Source organism: Nonomuraea sp. NPDC003214 (assembly GCF_053590035.1).
Map to the genome: position 1 here is coordinate 144,571 of NZ_JBSFSX010000015.1, position 17,083 is coordinate 161,653.

General features: G+C 74.0%; 15 protein-coding genes and 2 tRNA genes. 6 read left to right on the forward strand and 11 right to left on the reverse strand.

Going from position 1 to position 17,083, the window contains the following annotated elements; translation table 11 throughout:
• Positions 1–20: 20 nt before the first annotated feature.
• Both ACWDXC_RS37215 and ACWDXC_RS37220 read right to left on the reverse strand, forming a co-directional pair.
• Positions 21–1,025 carry a LacI family DNA-binding transcriptional regulator gene (locus ACWDXC_RS37215; protein WP_449990244.1) on the reverse strand — a complete coding sequence of 335 codons (1,005 nt, stop codon included), beginning with the start codon at positions 1,023–1,025 and terminating at the stop codon, positions 21–23.
• The gene (locus ACWDXC_RS37220; RefSeq protein WP_449990322.1) at positions 1,006–2,325 is read right to left on the reverse strand and encodes a rhamnulokinase; all 1,320 of its coding nucleotides are present in this window, start codon (positions 2,323–2,325) and stop codon (positions 1,006–1,008) included. The genes ACWDXC_RS37215 and ACWDXC_RS37220 overlap by 20 nt, the downstream gene beginning before the upstream one ends.
• Before the next feature lie 170 nt (positions 2,326–2,495).
• Between ACWDXC_RS37220 and ACWDXC_RS37225 the strand changes: the two genes are divergently transcribed.
• The 4 genes from ACWDXC_RS37225 (at position 2,496) to ACWDXC_RS37240 (ending at position 8,680) form a co-directional block, all read left to right on the forward strand.
• The gene (locus ACWDXC_RS37225; protein ID WP_364181786.1) at positions 2,496–2,807 is read left to right on the forward strand and encodes an L-rhamnose mutarotase; all 312 of its coding nucleotides are present in this window, start codon (positions 2,496–2,498) and stop codon (positions 2,805–2,807) included.
• A 13-nt stretch (positions 2,808–2,820) separates the two neighbouring features.
• Entirely contained in the window at positions 2,821–3,966 is a 1,146-nt protein-coding gene (rhaI, locus tag ACWDXC_RS37230; RefSeq protein ID WP_449990247.1) for an L-rhamnose isomerase, read from the forward strand.
• Entirely contained in the window at positions 3,966–6,005 is a 2,040-nt protein-coding gene (locus tag ACWDXC_RS37235) for a bifunctional aldolase/short-chain dehydrogenase (RefSeq protein WP_449990250.1), read from the forward strand. The genes rhaI and ACWDXC_RS37235 overlap by 1 nt, the downstream gene beginning before the upstream one ends.
• A 362-nt stretch (positions 6,006–6,367) precedes the next feature.
• The gene (locus tag ACWDXC_RS37240) at positions 6,368–8,680 is read left to right on the forward strand and encodes a DUF4132 domain-containing protein (RefSeq protein ID WP_449990253.1); all 2,313 of its coding nucleotides are present in this window, start codon (positions 6,368–6,370) and stop codon (positions 8,678–8,680) included.
• Between the two features lie 97 nt (positions 8,681–8,777).
• On the opposite strand, the gene ACWDXC_RS37245 is transcribed toward ACWDXC_RS37240, so the two are convergent.
• The 8 genes from ACWDXC_RS37245 to ACWDXC_RS37280 form a co-directional block, all read right to left on the reverse strand.
• The gene (locus tag ACWDXC_RS37245; protein WP_449990256.1) at positions 8,778–9,419 is read right to left on the reverse strand and encodes an FMN reductase; all 642 of its coding nucleotides are present in this window, start codon (positions 9,417–9,419) and stop codon (positions 8,778–8,780) included.
• A 13-nt stretch (positions 9,420–9,432) separates the two neighbouring features.
• Positions 9,433–10,536, reverse strand: coding sequence for an LLM class flavin-dependent oxidoreductase (locus tag ACWDXC_RS37250; RefSeq protein WP_449990325.1), 1,104 nt, complete (start codon positions 10,534–10,536; stop codon positions 9,433–9,435).
• A 75-nt stretch (positions 10,537–10,611) separates the two neighbouring features.
• Entirely contained in the window at positions 10,612–11,232 is a 621-nt protein-coding gene (locus ACWDXC_RS37255) for an epimerase (RefSeq protein WP_449990258.1), read from the reverse strand.
• Positions 11,229–11,993, reverse strand: a complete 765-nt coding sequence (locus ACWDXC_RS37260; RefSeq protein ID WP_449990260.1) for an IclR family transcriptional regulator — start codon at positions 11,991–11,993, stop codon at positions 11,229–11,231. The genes ACWDXC_RS37255 and ACWDXC_RS37260 overlap by 4 nt, the downstream gene beginning before the upstream one ends.
• 54 nt (positions 11,994–12,047) lie before the next feature.
• Positions 12,048–12,119: transfer RNA gene (locus ACWDXC_RS37265), tRNA-Val, on the reverse strand.
• A 1-nt stretch (position 12,120) separates the two neighbouring features.
• Positions 12,121–12,195, reverse strand: a tRNA-Gly gene (locus ACWDXC_RS37270).
• Between the two features lie 34 nt (positions 12,196–12,229).
• Positions 12,230–12,703, reverse strand: a complete 474-nt coding sequence (locus ACWDXC_RS37275) for a hypothetical protein (RefSeq protein ID WP_449990263.1) — start codon at positions 12,701–12,703, stop codon at positions 12,230–12,232.
• A gap of 104 nt (positions 12,704–12,807) precedes the next feature.
• Complete coding sequence (locus tag ACWDXC_RS37280; protein WP_449990265.1) at positions 12,808–13,542, reverse strand: SDR family oxidoreductase; 735 nt, start codon at positions 13,540–13,542, stop codon at positions 12,808–12,810.
• Between the two features lie 57 nt (positions 13,543–13,599).
• Here ACWDXC_RS37280 and ACWDXC_RS37285 point away from each other — a divergent pair, with 57 nt between their 5' ends.
• Entirely contained in the window at positions 13,600–14,334 is a 735-nt protein-coding gene (locus ACWDXC_RS37285) for an ArsR/SmtB family transcription factor (RefSeq protein WP_449990268.1), read from the forward strand.
• Between the two features lie 17 nt (positions 14,335–14,351).
• Positions 14,352–15,902 (forward strand): histidine ammonia-lyase, encoded by a 1,551-nt coding sequence (gene hutH / locus ACWDXC_RS37290; RefSeq protein WP_449990271.1) that lies wholly within the window; start codon positions 14,352–14,354, stop codon positions 15,900–15,902.
• On the opposite strand, the gene ACWDXC_RS37295 is transcribed toward hutH, so the two are convergent.
• Entirely contained in the window at positions 15,899–17,062 is a 1,164-nt protein-coding gene (locus tag ACWDXC_RS37295) for an NAD(P)-binding domain-containing protein (RefSeq protein ID WP_449990274.1), read from the reverse strand. The genes hutH and ACWDXC_RS37295 overlap by 4 nt on opposite strands.
• Positions 17,063–17,083 lie beyond the last annotated feature (21 nt).

Genomic DNA, 17,083 nt, shown 5'->3' on the forward strand with positions numbered 1-17,083 from the left:
TGCTCCGCTTATGTCCCAAGCTACCGCGTGGACTCCCGCACGACGAGGTCCGGCTGGAACATGACCTGCTGGTGGGCGTGCGTGGCCGGGTTGTCGCACTCGTCCAGCAGCAGCTCGGTCGCCGCCCGGCCGAGCTGGTAGGTCGGCTGCCGGATCGAGCTCAGCGACACCGCGGACGCCGAGGCGAAGTCGATGTCGTCATAGCCGATCAGCGACACGTCGGCGGGCACCCGCACCCCCGCCTGGAGCAGCCCGCGCAGCACGCCGAGCGCCAGCAGGTCGTTGGCGCAGAACAGCGCGTCGGGCAGCGCGTCCTCGGCGAGCAGCGTCAGGGCGGCCTGCTGGCCCGCCGCCGCCGTCATCGCCGGCATGGCCAGCTCCCGCAGCTCCGCCGGGTCGCGCCCGGCCGCCGCCAGCGCCCGCCCGGCCCCCCTCAGCCGGTCCTGGCACTGCCGGATCGAGGCGGGCCCCGACACGTACGCGATCCGGTCGGCCCCGCCCGCCAGCAGATGCGCCACCGCCAGGGAGCCGCCGGCGACGTCGTTGACCGCGACCGCGCACTGGTCGGGCCGCTCGGCCGGGTGGTCGACCAGCACGACGGCGATGCCGCGCTCGCGCAGCAGGGCGAGCCGGCGCGGGTCGGCGCCCGACGGCGTGATGAGCACCCCGCGCACCCGCTGCTCGGCGAAGACCAGCAGGTTGCGCTCCTCCTTGGCCGGGCTGCCCGAGGAGTTGCCCAGGATGACCGCGTAGCCGCGCTCGCTGGCCAGGTCCTCCACCCCGGCGGCCACGTCGGTGAAGAACGGGTTGCCGATGTCGATCACCGACAGGCCGACCGTGCGGCTGTGGCCGGCGCGCAGCGTGGAGGCCGAGCCGTGGCGGACGAAGCCGAGCTGCCTGATCGCGGTCTCCACCCGGTCGCGCGTCGAGCCGGCCACCTTCTCGGGCCGGTTGAGCACGTTGGACACCGTGCCGGGGGACACCCCGGCCAGGGCCGCCACGTCCTTAATGCTCACCGTGGTCATCTTCGCCCCCGTGTGGCTCGTAGGTGCGCACGCCCGCGCTGCGCCGGATCAGGTCCCGCATCTCGGCCAGGTCGCCGACCAGGCCGCGCGCCCGGGCCTGCATCAGCGCGTTGCCGAGCGCGGCCGCCTCGACGGGCCCGGCGACGACCGGCAGCCCGGTCGCCCGGGCCGTCAGCCGGCACAGCAGCTCGTTGAGCGAGCCGCCGCCGACCAGGTGGACGACCTCGACGGGCCGGCCGCTGAGCCGCACCGCGTCGTCGATCGCCCGCCGGTAGGCGAGGGCGAGGCTCCGCAGGATGCATCGTACGACCTGCGCCCGCCCCTCCGGAGCGCGCTGCCCTGTCCTCGCGCAGTGATCGGCGATGCGCGCGGGCATGTCGCCGGGCGGCAGGAACGCCGGGTCGTCCGGGTCGACGACCGCCTCGGCGCGGACGCGCTCCGCCTCGGCCAGCAGCGGCTCCAGCGGCGGGTTCCCCCACACGCGCAGGCACTCCTGGAGGATCCACAGGCCCATGACGTTGCGCAGGTAGCGGGTGGTGCCGTCGACGCCCGCCTCGTTGGTGAAGTTCGCCAGCCGGCTCTCCTCGGTGAGCACCGGCGCGGGCAGCTCCACGCCGACCAGCGACCAGGTGCCGCACGAGATGTAGGCGAACCGGGAGGTCTCGGCGGGCACGGCCACCACGGCGGAGGCGGTGTCGTGCGAGGCGACCCTGACCACCCGGGTCTGATAGCCGACCTCCCCGGCCACGTCGTCCAGCAGCGCGGCGCCGCCGTCCGCGGAGATGGCCGGGAAGATCCGGCGCGGCAGGCCCAGCGTGTCGATCAGGTCCCACGCCCAGTCGCGCCGCCTCACGTCGTACAGGCCGGTCGTGGAGGCGTTCGTCCGCTCGGCCCCGATCGTCCCGGTCAGCCAGTAGCCGAGCAGGTCCGGGATCATCAGCATCGTCGCGGCCCCGTCGAGGCGCTCGCGCAGCAGCTGGTTGACCGTGTTGAACGGCAGGAACTGCACCCCCGTCACCTCGTACGGGTCCACCCGCGCGGTGACGCCGGCGGTGCGCGCGTCGCGGTAGTGCACCGGGTTGCCGATCAGGCGCCCGGCGCCGTCGAGCAGCCCGTAGTCGACGGCCCAGGAGTCGATGCCGACGGACTCGGCCGGTCCCGCCGCCCGCAGCCCGTCGAGCACGCCCCGGTAGAGGCCGAGGATGTCCCAGTGCAGGGTCCCGGACACCCGTACGGGCCGGTTGGGGAAGCGGTGCACCTCCGTCAGCGTCATCCGCCCGGCCGACACGTCGGCCCGCATCACCCGTCCGCTGGACGCACCCAGATCAACAGCCGTGAATCGCACAGCCCGATTAAAACGTAACAATCACATCTGCGCCAGAGTGCTCCTGGAGGCATTGACGACGGAAAGAACAGCACCTAGATTCCGGAGGCGGCTGGTTAAAACGTTCCTAACGAAGGAGATCGCGCGTGGAGCGGGTGTGCTTCCTGCTGAACGTACGGCCCGGCCGCCTCGACGAGTACCGGGAACGGCACCGGCAGGTGTGGCCCGGCATGCTCGACGCGCTGCGGGAGGCCGGATGGCGCAACTACTCGCTCTTCCTGCGCGACGACGGGCTGCTCGTCGGCTACCTGGAGACCGACGACTTCGCCGCCGCCCGGCGCGCGATGGCCGCCACCGAGGTGAACACCCGCTGGCAGCGCGACATGGCGCCGTTCTTCGAGGAAGGCCGGCCCGACGAGAGCATGGTCAGGCTCGGCGAAATCTTCCATCTGGACTGATTCGGGGATGTGGATGATCAAGGAAGCGCTGCGCAAGCAGCGGATAGAGACCCCCTCGTGGGCCTACGGCAACTCCGGGACCCGGTTCAAGGTCTTCGCGCAACCGGGCGTCCCTCGCGACCCGTACGAGAAGATCGCCGACGCCGCGCAGGTGCACCGGTTCACCGGCGTCGCGCCCACCGTCGCCCTGCACATCCCGTGGGACAGGGTGGACTCCTACGCCGACCTGGCCCGGCACGCCGCCGAGCTGGGCGTCGGGATCGGCGCGATCAACTCCAACGTGTTCCAGGACGACGACTACAAGCTGGGCAGCGTCACCCACCCCGACCCGGCGGTGCGCGCCAAGGCGCTGGCGCACCTGCTGGAGTGCGTGGACATCATGGACGAGACCGGGTCCGACACGCTGAAACTGTGGTTCTCCGACGGCACCAACTACCCCGGCCAGGACGACATCCGCGCCCGGCAGGACCGGCTCGCCGAGGCCCTGTCGAGCGTGTACGAGCGGCTCGGCGACGGGCAGCGCTTCCTGCTGGAGTACAAGCTGTTCGAGCCCGCCTTCTACGTGACCGACGTGCCCGACTGGGGCACCGCCTACGCCCATTGCACGAGGCTCGGGCCCAAGGCCCAGGTCGTCGTCGACACCGGGCACCACGCGCCGGGCACGAACATCGAGTTCATCGTGGCGTTCCTGCTGCGCGAGGGGAAGCTCGGCGGGTTCGACTTCAACTCGCGCTTCTACGCCGACGACGACCTCATGGTGGGGGCGGCCGACCCGTTCCAGCTGTTCCGCATCATGTTCGAGGTGATCGGCGGCGGCGGTTACACCGAGCGGACCGCGTTCATGCTCGACCAGTGCCACAACATCGAGCCGAAGATCCCCGGGCAGATCCGGTCCGTCATGAACGTCCAGGAGGCCACCGCCAAGGCGCTGCTCGTCGACCGCGACGCGCTCGCCGCCGCGCAGCGCGCCGGTGACGTGCTCGGCGCGAACGCGGTGCTCATGGACGCGTACAACACGGACGTGCGGCCGCTGCTGGCCGAGCTGCGTGAGGAGATGGGGCTGGCGCCCGACCCGATGGCCGCCTACGCCAAGTCCGGATACTTCGCGAAAATCGCCGCCGATCGGGTGGGCGGCAACCAGGCAGGATGGGGAGCCTGATGACCGTCGTCGACGAACTGCTCGCCCGGGCGCACACGCTCGGCTCCGACCCGCGCAACACCAACTACGCCGGCGGCAACGCCTCCGCCAAGGGCACCGGCACCGACCCGGTCACCGGCGGCGACGTCGAGCTCATGTGGGTCAAGGGCTCCGGCGGCGACCTCGGCACGCTGACCGCCGCCGGGCTGGCCGTGCTCCGCCTCGACCGCGTCCGCGCCCTCACCGCCGTCTACCCGGGCGTCGAGCGCGAGGACGAGATGGTCGCCGCGTTCGACTACTGCCTGCACGGCAAGGGCGGCGCCGCCCCGTCCATCGACACCGCCATGCACGCCCTCGTCGACGCCGCCCACGTCGACCACCTGCACCCCGACTCCGGCATCGCCATCGCCACCGCCGCCGACGGGCCCGCGCTGACCGAGCGGATCTTCGGCGACCGCGTGGTGTGGGTGCCCTGGCGGCGGCCCGGCTTCCAGCTCGGCCTCGACATCGCCGCCGTCAAGGAGGCGAACCCCGCCGCCATCGGCTGCGTCCTCGGCGGCCACGGCATCACCGCCTGGGGCGCCACCAGCGACGAATGCCAGGCCAACGCCCTCGACATCATCCGCACCGCCGAGCGCTACATCGCCGAGCACGGCCGCCCCGACCCGTTCGGCCCCGTCGTCCACCAGCCGCTGCCCGAGGACGCCCGCCGCCGCCGCGCCGCCGAGCTGTTCCCCGTGATCCGCGGCCTGGCGGGCACCGACGCCCGGCAGGTCGGCCACTACACCGACAGCCCCGAGGTGCTCGACTTCCTGTCCCGCGCCGAACACCCCCGCCTGGCCGCCCTCGGCACCTCCTGCCCCGACCACTTCCTGCGCACCAAGGTCGCGCCGCTCGTCCTCGACCTGCCGCCCGACGCCCCCCTGCCCGACGCCCTGGCCAGGCTGCGCGAACTGCACGCCGCCTACCGCGAGGAGTACGCCGCCTACTACGCCCGCCACGCCACGCCCGGCTCGCCGCCCATGCGGGGGGCCGACCCGGCCATCGTGCTCGTGCCCGGCGTCGGCATGTTCAGCTTCGGCAAGGACAAGCAGACCGCCCGCGTCGCCGGCGAGTTCTACGTTAACGCCGTCAACGTGATGCGCGGGGCCGAGGCCCTGTCGTCGTACCGGCCCATCGACGAGGCCGAGAAGTTCCGCATCGAGTACTGGGAGCTCGAAGAGGCCAAACTCCGCCGCCTGCCCGCGCCCAAGCCGCTCGCCGGCCGCGTCGCGTTCGTCACCGGTGGCGGCTCCGGCATCGGCGCCGCCACCGCCCGCCGCCTCGCCGCCGAAGGCGCCTGCGTCGTCGTCGCCGACCGCGACCACGCCGCCGCCGAGAAGGTCGCCGCCGAACTCGGCGCCCGCGCCCACCGGCCCGCCGACGCCGCCATCGCCGTCGCCGTCGACGTCACCTCCGAGGACCAGGTCACCGACGCCGTACGGCAGGCCGTCCTCGCCTTCGGCGGCATCGACCTCGTCGTCAACAACGCCGGCCTGTCCCTGTCGCGCTCCCTCCTGGAGACCACCCTCGACGACTGGGACCTGCAGCACGACGTGATGGCGCGCGGCTCGTTCCTCGTCTCCCGCGAGAGCGCCCGCGTCCTCATCGACCAGGGCACGGGCGGCGACATCGTCTACATCTCCTCCAAGAACTCCGTCTTCGCCGGGCCCAACAACGTCGCCTACGGCGCCGCCAAGGCCGACCAGGCCCACCAGGTACGGCTCCTCGCCGCCGAGCTCGGCGGCCACGGCATCCGCGTCAACGGCGTCAACCCCGACGGCGTCGTCCGCGGCTCCGGCATCTTCGCCTCCGGCTGGGGCGCCAACCGGGCCGCCGTGTACGGGGTCGAGGAGGAGAAGCTCGGCGAGTTCTACGCCCAGCGCACGCTGCTCAAGCAGGAAGTCCTGCCGGAGCACGTCGCCGCCGCCGTCCTGGCCCTCACGTCCGGCGACCTCAGCGTCACCACGGGCCTCCACATCCCGGTCGACGCCGGCGTCCCCGCCGCCTTCCTCCGCTGACCCACCCCGCCCCGGCCGCCGGGGCACCTCGTCCGCCCCGCCCGCGCCTCGGGCCGCCGCCGCCCGCCCCCACCGCATGGCCTGCCCGCCGCTCAGAGAACCCGCCCCGACCGGGAGCTCCCCGTGCGGGGGGTGTTCCCGGGCGGTCGGCCATCCCCGGGCCGGGGCCGACCCGGGCGAGGGTCCACCCCGTGCGGTGACCGGCGCTGGGCGGGGGCCCTCCGCTCTCCAGGAGCCGCCACCCCACCGGGAGGGCCCTCAGGCGGTCACCAGGGGCGGCTCTTTCCGTACGGGGCCGGGCCCCGGTGGGGAGGTTCGCCTGGAGGGGTGGATTGTCGGTGCGGTACGGCAGGATCGGCCGCATGATTCCCTCGCTCGACGAGCTGGCCGCCCATGACCGGGAGATGGCTGCGCTCCCGCTGACCGCGCACGACGTACGGGAGAAGCTGCGCGACCGGGTGAGGCCGGTGCGCCGCGCGGTGGCGGCGGAGCTGCGCGAGGCGGACCACGAGACGTGCCGCCGGGCGGCGCTCGCCCTCGCCCGGCTGACGGCCGACGACCACAGCGAGGAGTTCACGCTGGCGTTCACCCGGTCCGACGGGTGGAGCGTCGAGGAGCTGACGGAGCTGTGCGAGGCGGTCGGCAGGGGCGGCAGCGGCTGGCGCGACCTGGAGTGGATCCCGCTGCTGGGCGAGCGCGCCGCCGCGTTCCCCCCGGAGCGGCGGGCGGGGCTGTGGGCGGTGGCCGAGCGGCTGATCGACGAGACGGGACGCTTCTACCTGGGCGGGCAGGAGAGCCGGCTGGTGCAGCGGGCGCTGGCTCCGGTCAACCCGGAGGCGCCGCCCCTGCCGCTGGGCCTCGACGGCTGGGGCGCCCTGGTCCGCGCCCACCTGGGCGGTTCGCCGGCTCCGCACCTGGTGGAGCTGGTGGAGCATCTGGCGGAGGCGGGCAGCCCGCGGCCGACGAAGGCGTGGCGTGCCCGCGCCGTGGACCTGCTGGCGGCCGACGGCGCGGCGGAGCTGGTGGCGGCGGCGGTGCGCGCGTTCGACGGCCCGGTGCCCGCCGGGCACGTCCGGCTGCTGCGGGTCGAGGTCAACAGCGACATGGCCCGGGGTTTCGCCTGGGCGGCGGCGCTCACCGGCGTCGACGGGGCTGTGGCGGCGCTGGCCCGGCTGGCGGAGGCCGCGGCGGGCGGCGGGCGTGAGGTGGTGATGGATCTCAAGCTGGCCGGCGCGGCCGTCCACGCGATGGCCGAGTGCGACGGCGCGGTCGAGGCGCTGCGCCACCTCCAGCGGACGGTCAGGAGCCGGGCGCTGCACAAGCAGATCGACGCGGCCCTCACCACGGCGGCGGCCCGCGACGGCATCACCGCCGCCCAGCTCGTCGAGCGCGCCGTCCCCGCGCACGGGCTGGCCGCCGACGGCACCCGCTCGTGGCGGTGCGCCCCGTGGACGGTCACGCTCGCGGTCGAGGACGCCCGGACCGTACGCGTCTCCGCCCGCTCCGACGACGGCACGGTCCGCCGGAGTTTGCCCGGTGACCTCGGCGGCGGCCCCGAGCTCGCGGCCGAGATCAAGGCCGTGGCCAAGGAGGTCCGCCGCACCCTGTCGGCCGAGCGGGCCCGCCTGGAGTCCCTGTTCACCGTCGACCGTTCGTGGCCGTACGAGGAGTGGGCCCGCCACTACCGCGACCACCCGATCACCGGGGCCGTCACCCGCGCCCTGATCTGGCAGAGCGGCGACGGCAAGCCCTTCCTGCCGGGCGAGTCCTTCCTGCCCGGAGAGTCCGAGCCGGTGGGGGACCGCGTCCGGCTGTGGCATCCGGCCCGCGCCTCCCTGGACGAGGTGCGCGAGTGGCGCGAAACGGTGACGGCGCGGCAGCTGCGCCAGCCGTTCAAGCAGGCGTTCCGCGAGGTCTACCTCCTCACCCCGGCCGAGCTGGAGACCTCGCCCCGCTCCGAGCGGTTCGCCGCCCACCTCGTCGTCCACGACCGCCTCTACGCCCTGGTCAAGGAGCGCGGCTGGCAGGCCGAGTGGCTGCACCACTACGACGAGGCCGACGCCCGCAAGGAGCTGGCCGAGGGAGCCTGGCGGGCGCGCTTCCGCTACGTGTCGGCCGGGCGCGAGGGCGGCGAGCTGGTGGCCTCGACCGGCGCGGTCCGCTTCGAACGGCGCGCGGGCCGCCGCTGGGCGGAGGCGCCACTGGCCGAGGTGCCGCCGCTGGTGTTCAGCGAGGCCATGCGTGACGTGGACCTGTTCGTCGCCGTCACCTCGATCGGCGCCGATCCGGGCTGGTCGGGCCGGGGCGGCGAGCGGCACCGCGCCTACTGGCGCACGCTGCCGGACGCCGAGCTGCCCCCGTCGGCGGAGGTGCGCCGCGACGCGCTCGCCCGCATCCTGCCGCGCACCGCGATCGCCGGCCGCTGCGAGCTGGCCGACCGGCAGCTGATCGTCCGCGGCGACCTGCGCACCTACCGCATCCATCTGAGCAGCGGCGCCGTCTTCATGGAGCCGGGCGACGTCTACCTGTGCGTGGTCGCCCGCCGGGCCACGGGCAGGCAGTTCCTGCCGTTCGAGGAGGACGGCCGGCTGGCGGAGATCCTCAGCAAGGCGTTCCTGCTCGCCCGCGACAACGCGATCACCGACGAGTCCATCCTGCGGCAGATCCGCCGCTGAAGCCCCGCCCCTGAAGCCCCGCCCGATCACCGGTACACGCTGCCGATCGCCCGCAGACCCGGACGCGATAGCCGGAAATGTCGGGCGATCTACGGGCCTATCCCTGGCGGACCGCCGCGAGCTGCTGCTCGAACGGGACGACCTCCTCGATCTCCGGCGGCCCGCTCACGTCCTCGGCCTGCCCGGCCTTCGGCTCCCGCGCGGGGGCCACGCGGAGCATGAGGTCGGCCAGCTCGCCCGACGCGCGGGTGATGCGGTCCGGCAGGCCGCCGGTGTAGGCGTCGCCGGTGCCGCCCCAGTCCTCCGACGCCGCGTACACCGCCGTGGGCACGACCACGGCGCGCAGGTAGGCGAACAGCGGCCGGAGCGCGTGCTCCAGCGCCAGCGAGTGCCGCGCGGTGCCGCCGGTGGCGGCGATGAGCACCGGCGTGCCCGCCAGCGCGTCCTGGTCCAGCAGGTCGAAGAACGACTTGAACAGCCCGCTGTAGGACGCGCTGAACACCGGCGTGACCGCGATGACCCCGTCGGCCTCGGCCACGGCGTCCAGCGCCGAGCGCAGCCGGGCCCCGGCGAAGCCGGTGACGAAGTTGTTGGCGATGTCCACCGCCAGCTCCCGCAGCTCGACGACGCGCGGCGTGGCGCCGCCGAGCCGCCGCCCGGCCGCCTCGGCGAGGCGGTCGGCCAGCAGGCGGGTGGAGGACGGCTGGGTCAGTCCCGCCGTGACGACGACGAGCTTCATCGGGGTTTCTCCTTTACGAACGGGGGGCGGGCTGGGAAGGCTGTCCGGTGCGGGCCGCCAGCAGGGAGGCGTGGCTGGGCGCGTCCGGCACCTCGGCCGGGCGGCCCTTGGCGAACTCGGCGCGCAGCACCGGCACGACCTCCTCGCCGAGCAGGTCGAGCTGCTCCAGGACCGTCTTGAGCGGCAGCCCCGCGTGGTCCATGAGGAACAGCTGCCGCTGGTAGTCGCCGAAGTGCTCGCGGAACTCCAGGGTCCGGTCGATGACCTGCTGCGGGCTGCCCACGGTCAGCGGCGTCTCGGCGGTGAACTCCTCCAGCGACGGCCCGTGACCGTACACGGGGGCGTTGTCGAAGTACGGCCGGAACTCGCGCACGGCGTCCTGCGAGTTCTTGCGCATGAACACCTGGCCGCCGAGCCCGACGATGGCCTGTTCCGGGGTGCCGTGCCCGTAGTGGGCGTAGCGCTGCCGGTAGAGGGTGATGAGCCGGACGAAGTGCTCCTTCGGCCAGAAGATGTTGTTGGCGAAGAACCCGTCACCGTAGTAGGCGGCCTGCTCGGCGATCTCCGGGCTGCGGATCGAGCCGTGCCACACGAACGGCGGCACGCCGTCGAGCGGCCGGGGCGTGGACGTGAAGCCCTGCAGCGGGGTGCGGAAGCGGCCCTCCCAGTCCACGACGTCCTCGCGCCACAGCCGGTGGAGCAGCGCGTAGTTCTCGATGGCGAGCGGGATGCCCTGGCGGATGTCCTGGCCGAACCAGGGGTAGACGGGCCCGGTGTTTCCGCGGCCCATCATGAGGTCGACCCGGCCTCCGGACAGGTGCTGCAGCATCGAGTAGTCCTCGGCGATCTTGACCGGGTCGTTGGTCGTGATCAGCGTGGTGGCGGTGGACAGCTGCAGCCGCTCGGTCCTGGCGGCGATGTAGCCGAGCATGGTCGTGGGGGAGGACGGCACGAACGGCGGGTTGTGGTGCTCGCCGGTGGCGAACACGTCGAGCCCGACCTCCTCGGCCTTGAGCGCGATCGTCACCATCGCCTGGATCCGCTCCGCCTCGGTCGGGGTGCGGCCCGTCGTCGGGTCGGTGGTCACGTCGCCGACACTGAAGATCCCGAACTGCATATTGGTCACCAGCCCATACTGTTGAAGTTTCAACAGCCAGCTCAGCAATCGAGGCTGCCTGTTTATTCCGGCGGTTCACCAGGCGTCGATGTCGGCCGCCGTGAGGACCCGCCGCGGAGCCCCCCGTTCGGCAACGGCGATCATAGCCCGCCCGAGCTGCTCGGCCGTGGTGACCGCCGCCGCCGGGCGCAGGAGGCGCAGCAGCAGGCGGAACGGCGCCGCGGCCACGTAGGCCGGCCGGTGCAGGCGGGTGCGCGCGACGCCGCCGTGCATGGGCTGTGCATACCCGGGCCCCTCGCGCGGCACATGCCCGGGCACATACCCGGGCCGGAAGATGTAGGCCCGCAGCGGCAGCGCCAGCAGCGCCTCCTCGGCCGGATCCCCGTCCTCCGCGCCCGACACGTACAGGAACGCCGACCCCGGGGCGACCTCCGCCAGCGCCGTCCCGGCGGCCAGGGCGACGTCCGCCGGAGAACCCTCCGGGCAGCAGAAGCAGGCGTCGTGGCCCGCCAGCGCGTCCCGTACGGGCGCGAGGTCGGACAGATCGGGGCGCACGAGCTCGCGCAGCTTGGGATGCCGCTCCCCGATGGGGACGCGGGAGACGGCGAGCACCGCCCCGACGCGGTCGTCGGCCAGGCACACCCGCAGCACGCCCCGCCCGATCACGCCCGCCGCCCCCACGACGATCACCTTCACGGATCCTTGCCTCCCAGGTCCCTGGCGGCCTCCCGCAGCACGGACGGCGCCCATGGCGGGATCTCCAGGCCGAGCGTGGAGATCCCGAGGGTCCACCGGCAGTCACCCTCGCCGCCGGTCGGCACGGGCACGGTGATGGCCGCGCACGCCACCTCTTCCCGGTACTGGCCGTGCTCCTCCACCACCTGCCCGGGACGCAGCCCGTACAACTCCTTCTCCACGTCGTCGGCGGTGGCGGGTGTGCGGGAGGTGAAGCGGCGCAGCCCCGACTCCTCGAGGATCGCGCGCCGCTCGGCGGGCGGCAGCGCGACCAGCAGCGCCTTGCCGAGCGCGGTCGCGTGCGGCGCGGCCTCCAGCCCGGCCTGGAGGTCCTCCAGCCACGGCGAGTAGAGGCCCTCGGCCACCTCGGCGACCACCAGCCGTCCCTCGGTCAGCCGCGCCAGGTAGGCGGTGTGGCCGGTGCTGGCGGCCAGGTGGCCGAGCACGGCGCGGGCGTTGGGCGGGCGGCCCAGCGCGCCGAGCATCTCGTGGAAGCGCTCGGCCACCTGCGGGCCGGGCAGATAGTCGCCGCTGGGCAGCCGGAGCAGGTAGCCCTCGTAGCAGAGCGTGCGGACCAGATGATAGGAGGTGGAGAGGTTGAGCCCGCACCGGCGGGCGATCACCTTGACCGTCAGCGGCCGGTCGGACTGGGCGACCTCCTCCAGCACGCGCAGTGCGCGTGACACGCTGCGGATCAGGTCGCTGGGTTCATCGCCGCTCATGCACCCCAGCATCCGCCGTGGCGGGCCGGTGCGCCATTTGAAAAGTTGACCGTGTGGACGATACTGGGATTGAACCAGTGACCTCTTCCGTGTCAGGGAAGCGCTCTCCCGCTGAGCTAATCGTCCTTGGAGCGGAAGACGGGATTCGAACCCGCGACCCTCACCTTGGCAAGGTGATGCTCTACCACTGAGCCACTTCCGCGCCCGCCCGGCCGGTGCCGGGCGACGAGAGAACTCTAGCGAAAACTCGCCGACTCCCCAAACCGGAGCGCTCCGACCTGCTCGGCGTACCAGGTGATCCCGGCGACGTGGGCGGCGATCTCACGCAGCGTCCAGTTCGGGTCGCGCGGGGTGTCCCAGGCGCTGGGGGCGGTGGCGTAGCGGTGCACGTACGCCTGGGCCAGGCGGGGCCAGCGGGCGCGTGCCTCGTCCAGGTCGAGCTCGGTGAAGCGGGCCCAGTCGGAGTCGAGCGTCACGGTCCGCCCGTGCCAGGGGGTGTCGAGCGGCGGCTCGCCCGCCAGCAGCGCCTCCACCTCGGCCAGGTGGTCGACGAGGTGGTCCTGGATGCGGCGGGCGGCCTTGGCGGGGGTCCACAGGCCCTCGGTGACGATCGGCCTGCCGTCCCAGGCGAGCCAGGTGGCGGCCAGGGCCAGGCAGCGGTCGGCGGCCTCGGCCACGGCGATCGCGGGGTTCGTCGCGGAATCGGTCATGGCCCGATCCTGGCCGCCGGACGTTCAACCGGGGGTCTAAGCGTGCCCGCCGTTGATGGCAACCGGGGGTCTAAGCGTGCCCGCCGTTGACGGCGACCGGGGGTCTACGTGTGCCCGCCGTTGACGGTGACGCGCTCGCCCGTGATGAACGCGGCCGCGTCCGAGGCGAGGAAGCAGACCGCTCCGGCGATGTCGCCGGGGGTGCCCATGCGGCCCAGCGGCACCTCGGCCAGGTACTCGTCCACCTCCAGGCCCGCGTGGCGCTCGACCGGGATCCAGCCGGGGGCGACGAGGTTGACGGTGACGCCGTGCGGGCCGAGCTCGCGGGCCCAGGAGCGGGTGAGCGCCTGCTGCGCCGCCTTGGCCGCGATGTAGGCGGACATGCGGGGCAGCGCGCGGTCGACCACGTCGGAGCCGATCTGGATCACCCGGCCGCCGCCGCGCTCCTTCCATCCGGGCAGGAAGGCCCGTACGAGCAGGGTGGGGCTCTTGACGAAGAACGTGAGCTGGTCGAGGTGGTCCTGCCAGGTCAGGTCCTCGATCGGCACCTCGGGCTGCGGCCCGGTGGCGTTGAGCACGAGCGCGCCGACCGGCCCGAGCCGCCCGGCGACGGTCTCGGCCAGCGCGCGGGTCGACTCCTCGTCGGTCACGTCGGCGGCGAACGTCTCCGCCCGGCCGCCCGCGGCCCGGATCCCGTCCGCCACCCGCTCGGCTCCGTCGTGGTCGGAGCGGTAGTTCACCGCGACGGTCCAGCCGTCGCCCGCCAGCCTGCGCGCGATGACCGCGCCGAGCCCCCGCGACGCGCCCGTGACGAGCGCGACCTTTGCCTCAGTTGTCACGGTCGCGAGCCTATTGCTTCGTCCGGCGGCGAAGGATGGGTGGGCTAACGTCACGGTATGGCTGCTGACCACACCGTTCGTGACGCCGACATCGCCCCCGTGGCGGCGCTGATCGCCGACCCCACCCGGGCGGCCATCCTGACGGCGCTGCTGGGCGGGCGCGCGCTGGCGGCGGGCGAGCTGGCCCGGCTGGCCGGGGTGAGCGCCGCCACCACGAGCGCGCACCTGGCGCGGCTGCTCGACGGCGGCTTCGTCACCGTGGTCCAGCAGGGCCGGCACCGCTACTACCGCCTGTCCGGGCCGGAGGTGGCCGAGGTCCTGGAGGTGCTGGCCCGCGTCAGCGCCCGCCCGCCGGTGCGGTCGCTGCGCCAGTCGCGGCAGGCCCGCCTGCTGGAGGAGGCGCGTACGTGTTACGACCACCTGGCGGGGAAGGCGGGGGTGGCGCTGCTGGAGGCGTTGCGCGGCAGCGGCTGCCTGGCGGGGGAGGAGGTCACCGCCGAGGGGGAGCGGCTGCTGGCCGGGATCGGCGTGCACGTGGCCGGGGCGCGCGCGACCAGGCGGCGCTTCGCCCCGGAATGCCTCGACTGGACCGAGCGGCGGCCCCATCTCGGCGGCGCGCTCGGCGCGGCGGTCACGGCGGTGCTGCTGGAACGCGGCTGGTTCCGGCAGGGCGCGGCGCCCCGCGCGCTGACCCTCACCGACGAGGGCAGGAGTGAGCTGGCGGCGCTCTTCCCGAGCCACGTGACAGCGCCCTGGAGTAAGGAGCTAACCTGGCAATCGCCGGTTACCTAAGCGGGAGAAAACACATCATGCGCGACAACGGAGTCGTGAACGTCGGTCCCGAACCCCTCACCTTCGACGACGTCATCCGGGTGGCCCGCCACGGCGCCGCCGTACGCCTCACCGACGACGCCATGGCCGCCGTCGCGGCCTCCAGGCAGCGGGTGGACGAGCTGGCCGAGAGCCCGGTCCCCGCGTACGGGGTGTCCACCGGGTTCGGCGCTCTGGCCACCCGCCACATCGACCCCTCGCTGCGCGCCCAGCTCCAGCGCTCCCTGGTGCGCTCCCACGCCGCCGGCAACGGGCCCGAGGTGGAGACCGAGGTGGTGCGCGCGCTCATGCTGCTGCGCCTGCACACTCTGGCCACCGGCCACACCGGCGTGCGGCCGACCACGGCCAAGGCCCTGGCCGCCCTCATCAGCTCCGGCATCACGCCGATCGTCCACGAGTACGGCAGCCTCGGCTGCTCCGGCGACCTGGCCCCGCTGGCGCACGTCGCGCTCACGCTCATGGGCGAGGGCGTCGTCCGCGACCCGTCCGGCAACGTCACGGCGGCGGGCGAGGCGCTCAAGCAGGCCGGGATCGAGCCCGTCGAGCTGGCCGCCAAGGAGGGCCTGGCGCTCATCAACGGCACCGACGGCATGCTCGGCATGCTCGTGCTGGCCATCGACGACCTCACCCGGCTCGTGCGCACCGCCGACGTGAGCGCCGCGATGAGCGTCGAGGCGCTGCTCGGCACCGACCGCGTGTTCGCCCCCGAGCTGCAGGCGCTGCGCCCGCAGCCAGGCCAGGCGCTCGCCGCCGCCAACATGGTGAAGATCCTGGCCGGCTCCGGCATCATGGCCAGCCACCGCGACCCGGAGAACTGCACCCGCGTCCAGGACGCCTACTCGCTGCGCTGCGCCCCCCAGGTCGCCGGCGCCGCCCGCGACACGATCGCGCACGCCGCCGCCGTCGCCGGCTGGGAGCTGGCCAGCGCCGTCGACAACCCGGCGGTGCTCGCCGACGGCCGCGTCGAGTCCAACGGCAACTTCCACGGCGCGCCCGTCGCGTACGTGCTCGACTTCCTGGCGATCGTGGCCGCCGACCTGGCCTCGATGTCCGAGCGGCGCACCGACCGCTTCCTCGACGTGGCGCGCAACCACGGGCTGCCCGCGTTCCTGGCCGACGACCCCGGCGTCGACTCCGGCCACATGATCGCCCAGTACACGCAGGCCGCGATCGTGTCGGAGCTCAAGCGCCTGGCCGTGCCCGCCAGCGTCGACTCCATCCCGAGCTCGGCCATGCAGGAGGACCACGTCTCGATGGGCTGGTCGGCCGCCCGCAAGCTGCGCCGCTCCGTCGACGGGCTGACCCGGGTGCTGGCCGTCGAGGTGCTCACCGCTGCCCGCGCGCTCGACCTGCGCCGCCCGCTCGAGCCCGCCCCCGCCACGGCCGCCGTGGTCAAGGCGCTGCGCGAGACCGTGCCGGGTCCCGGCCCTGACCGCTTCCTCGCGCCGGAGATCGAGGCCGCCGTGCGGCTCGTCGCCGACGGCGGCGTGGTCGAGGCCGTCGAGTCGGTGACCGGCCCGCTGGCCTAACGCCGGGGCAGCGCCACGATCGCGTCCACCTCCAGCAGCAGGCCGGGCATGAACAGCCGGGACACCTCCACGGTCGTGCTCGCCGGCGGCGTCCCGGTGATGTACTTCCTCCGTACGCGCCCGTACTCGACCCTGTCGTCCATGTTCGTCAGGTACGTGCGGATGAAGGCGAGATCGGCGAACGTGGCGCCCTGGTCGGCCAGGATGCGCGACAGGTTCTCGAAGACGCACTCGGCCTGGGCCGCCATCGAGCCTTCGCCGACCACGTCGCCGTTCGCGTCGAAGGCCGCCTGGCCCGAGACGTACAGCATGTCGCCCACGCGGACCGCGTGCGAGTACATGCCGTTCGTGGCCGGAACCGCCGCCGGGTTCAGTGGCACCGCCCGGCCCGGCGCGGCGGGCCGGGCGACGTGCCCGGCGATCGCGGTCAGGTCGCGCTCGCCCAGGCCCGCCGCCTCGGCCTCGCGCAGGCGGCGCAGCGCGGCGGCGGCCAGCGAGGCGCCGTCCCACGCGGCCAGGTCCAGATCCTTGGCCGCCAGCCCGAGCGCGTAACGGGTCTCCCGCGCGGGCGCGGCCAGCCGCCCGGCCAGCGCGCCGAGCGGGGTGCCCGCCAGCACGGCGGCGAGCGCGTCCCGGTCCACGCCGTGCGCCTCGCCGTACGCGAACGTCTCCGCGAGCAGCACCTGGGCGGGCACGAGCGCGCTCATGACGGCGAGCTTCAGCGCCGCGCCCGCGCCCAGCGGCCCGAGCTCCCGCACGGTGCCGAACACCGCCAGCACCTCGCGCACGGCCGCCACGTCGCCCCCGGCCAGCACGGTCAGCGTGCCCTCGGCCGCCGGGGCGACGCTGCCCAGCACCGGCGCGTCCACCAGGCCCGCCTCGGGCGGCAGCAGCGCCCGCAGCTCGCGCACCGCGTCCGGGCCGATCGTCGACATCTCCACCACGGTCACGCCGGGCCGCAGCCCCGGCAGCGCCGCCGTCAGCACCTCGCGCACCGCGTCGCCGTCGCGCAGCATCGTGATGACCAGGTCCGCCCCGGCCACCGCCTCGGCGGGCGAGATCCCGGTCCCGCGCCGCCACGTCGTCACCTCGTGCCCGGCCTCCGCGAGCCGCCGGGCCATGGGGACGCCCATGCGCCCCTGTCCAAGAAATGCAATCACGTCACCATTGAAGGGATTCGC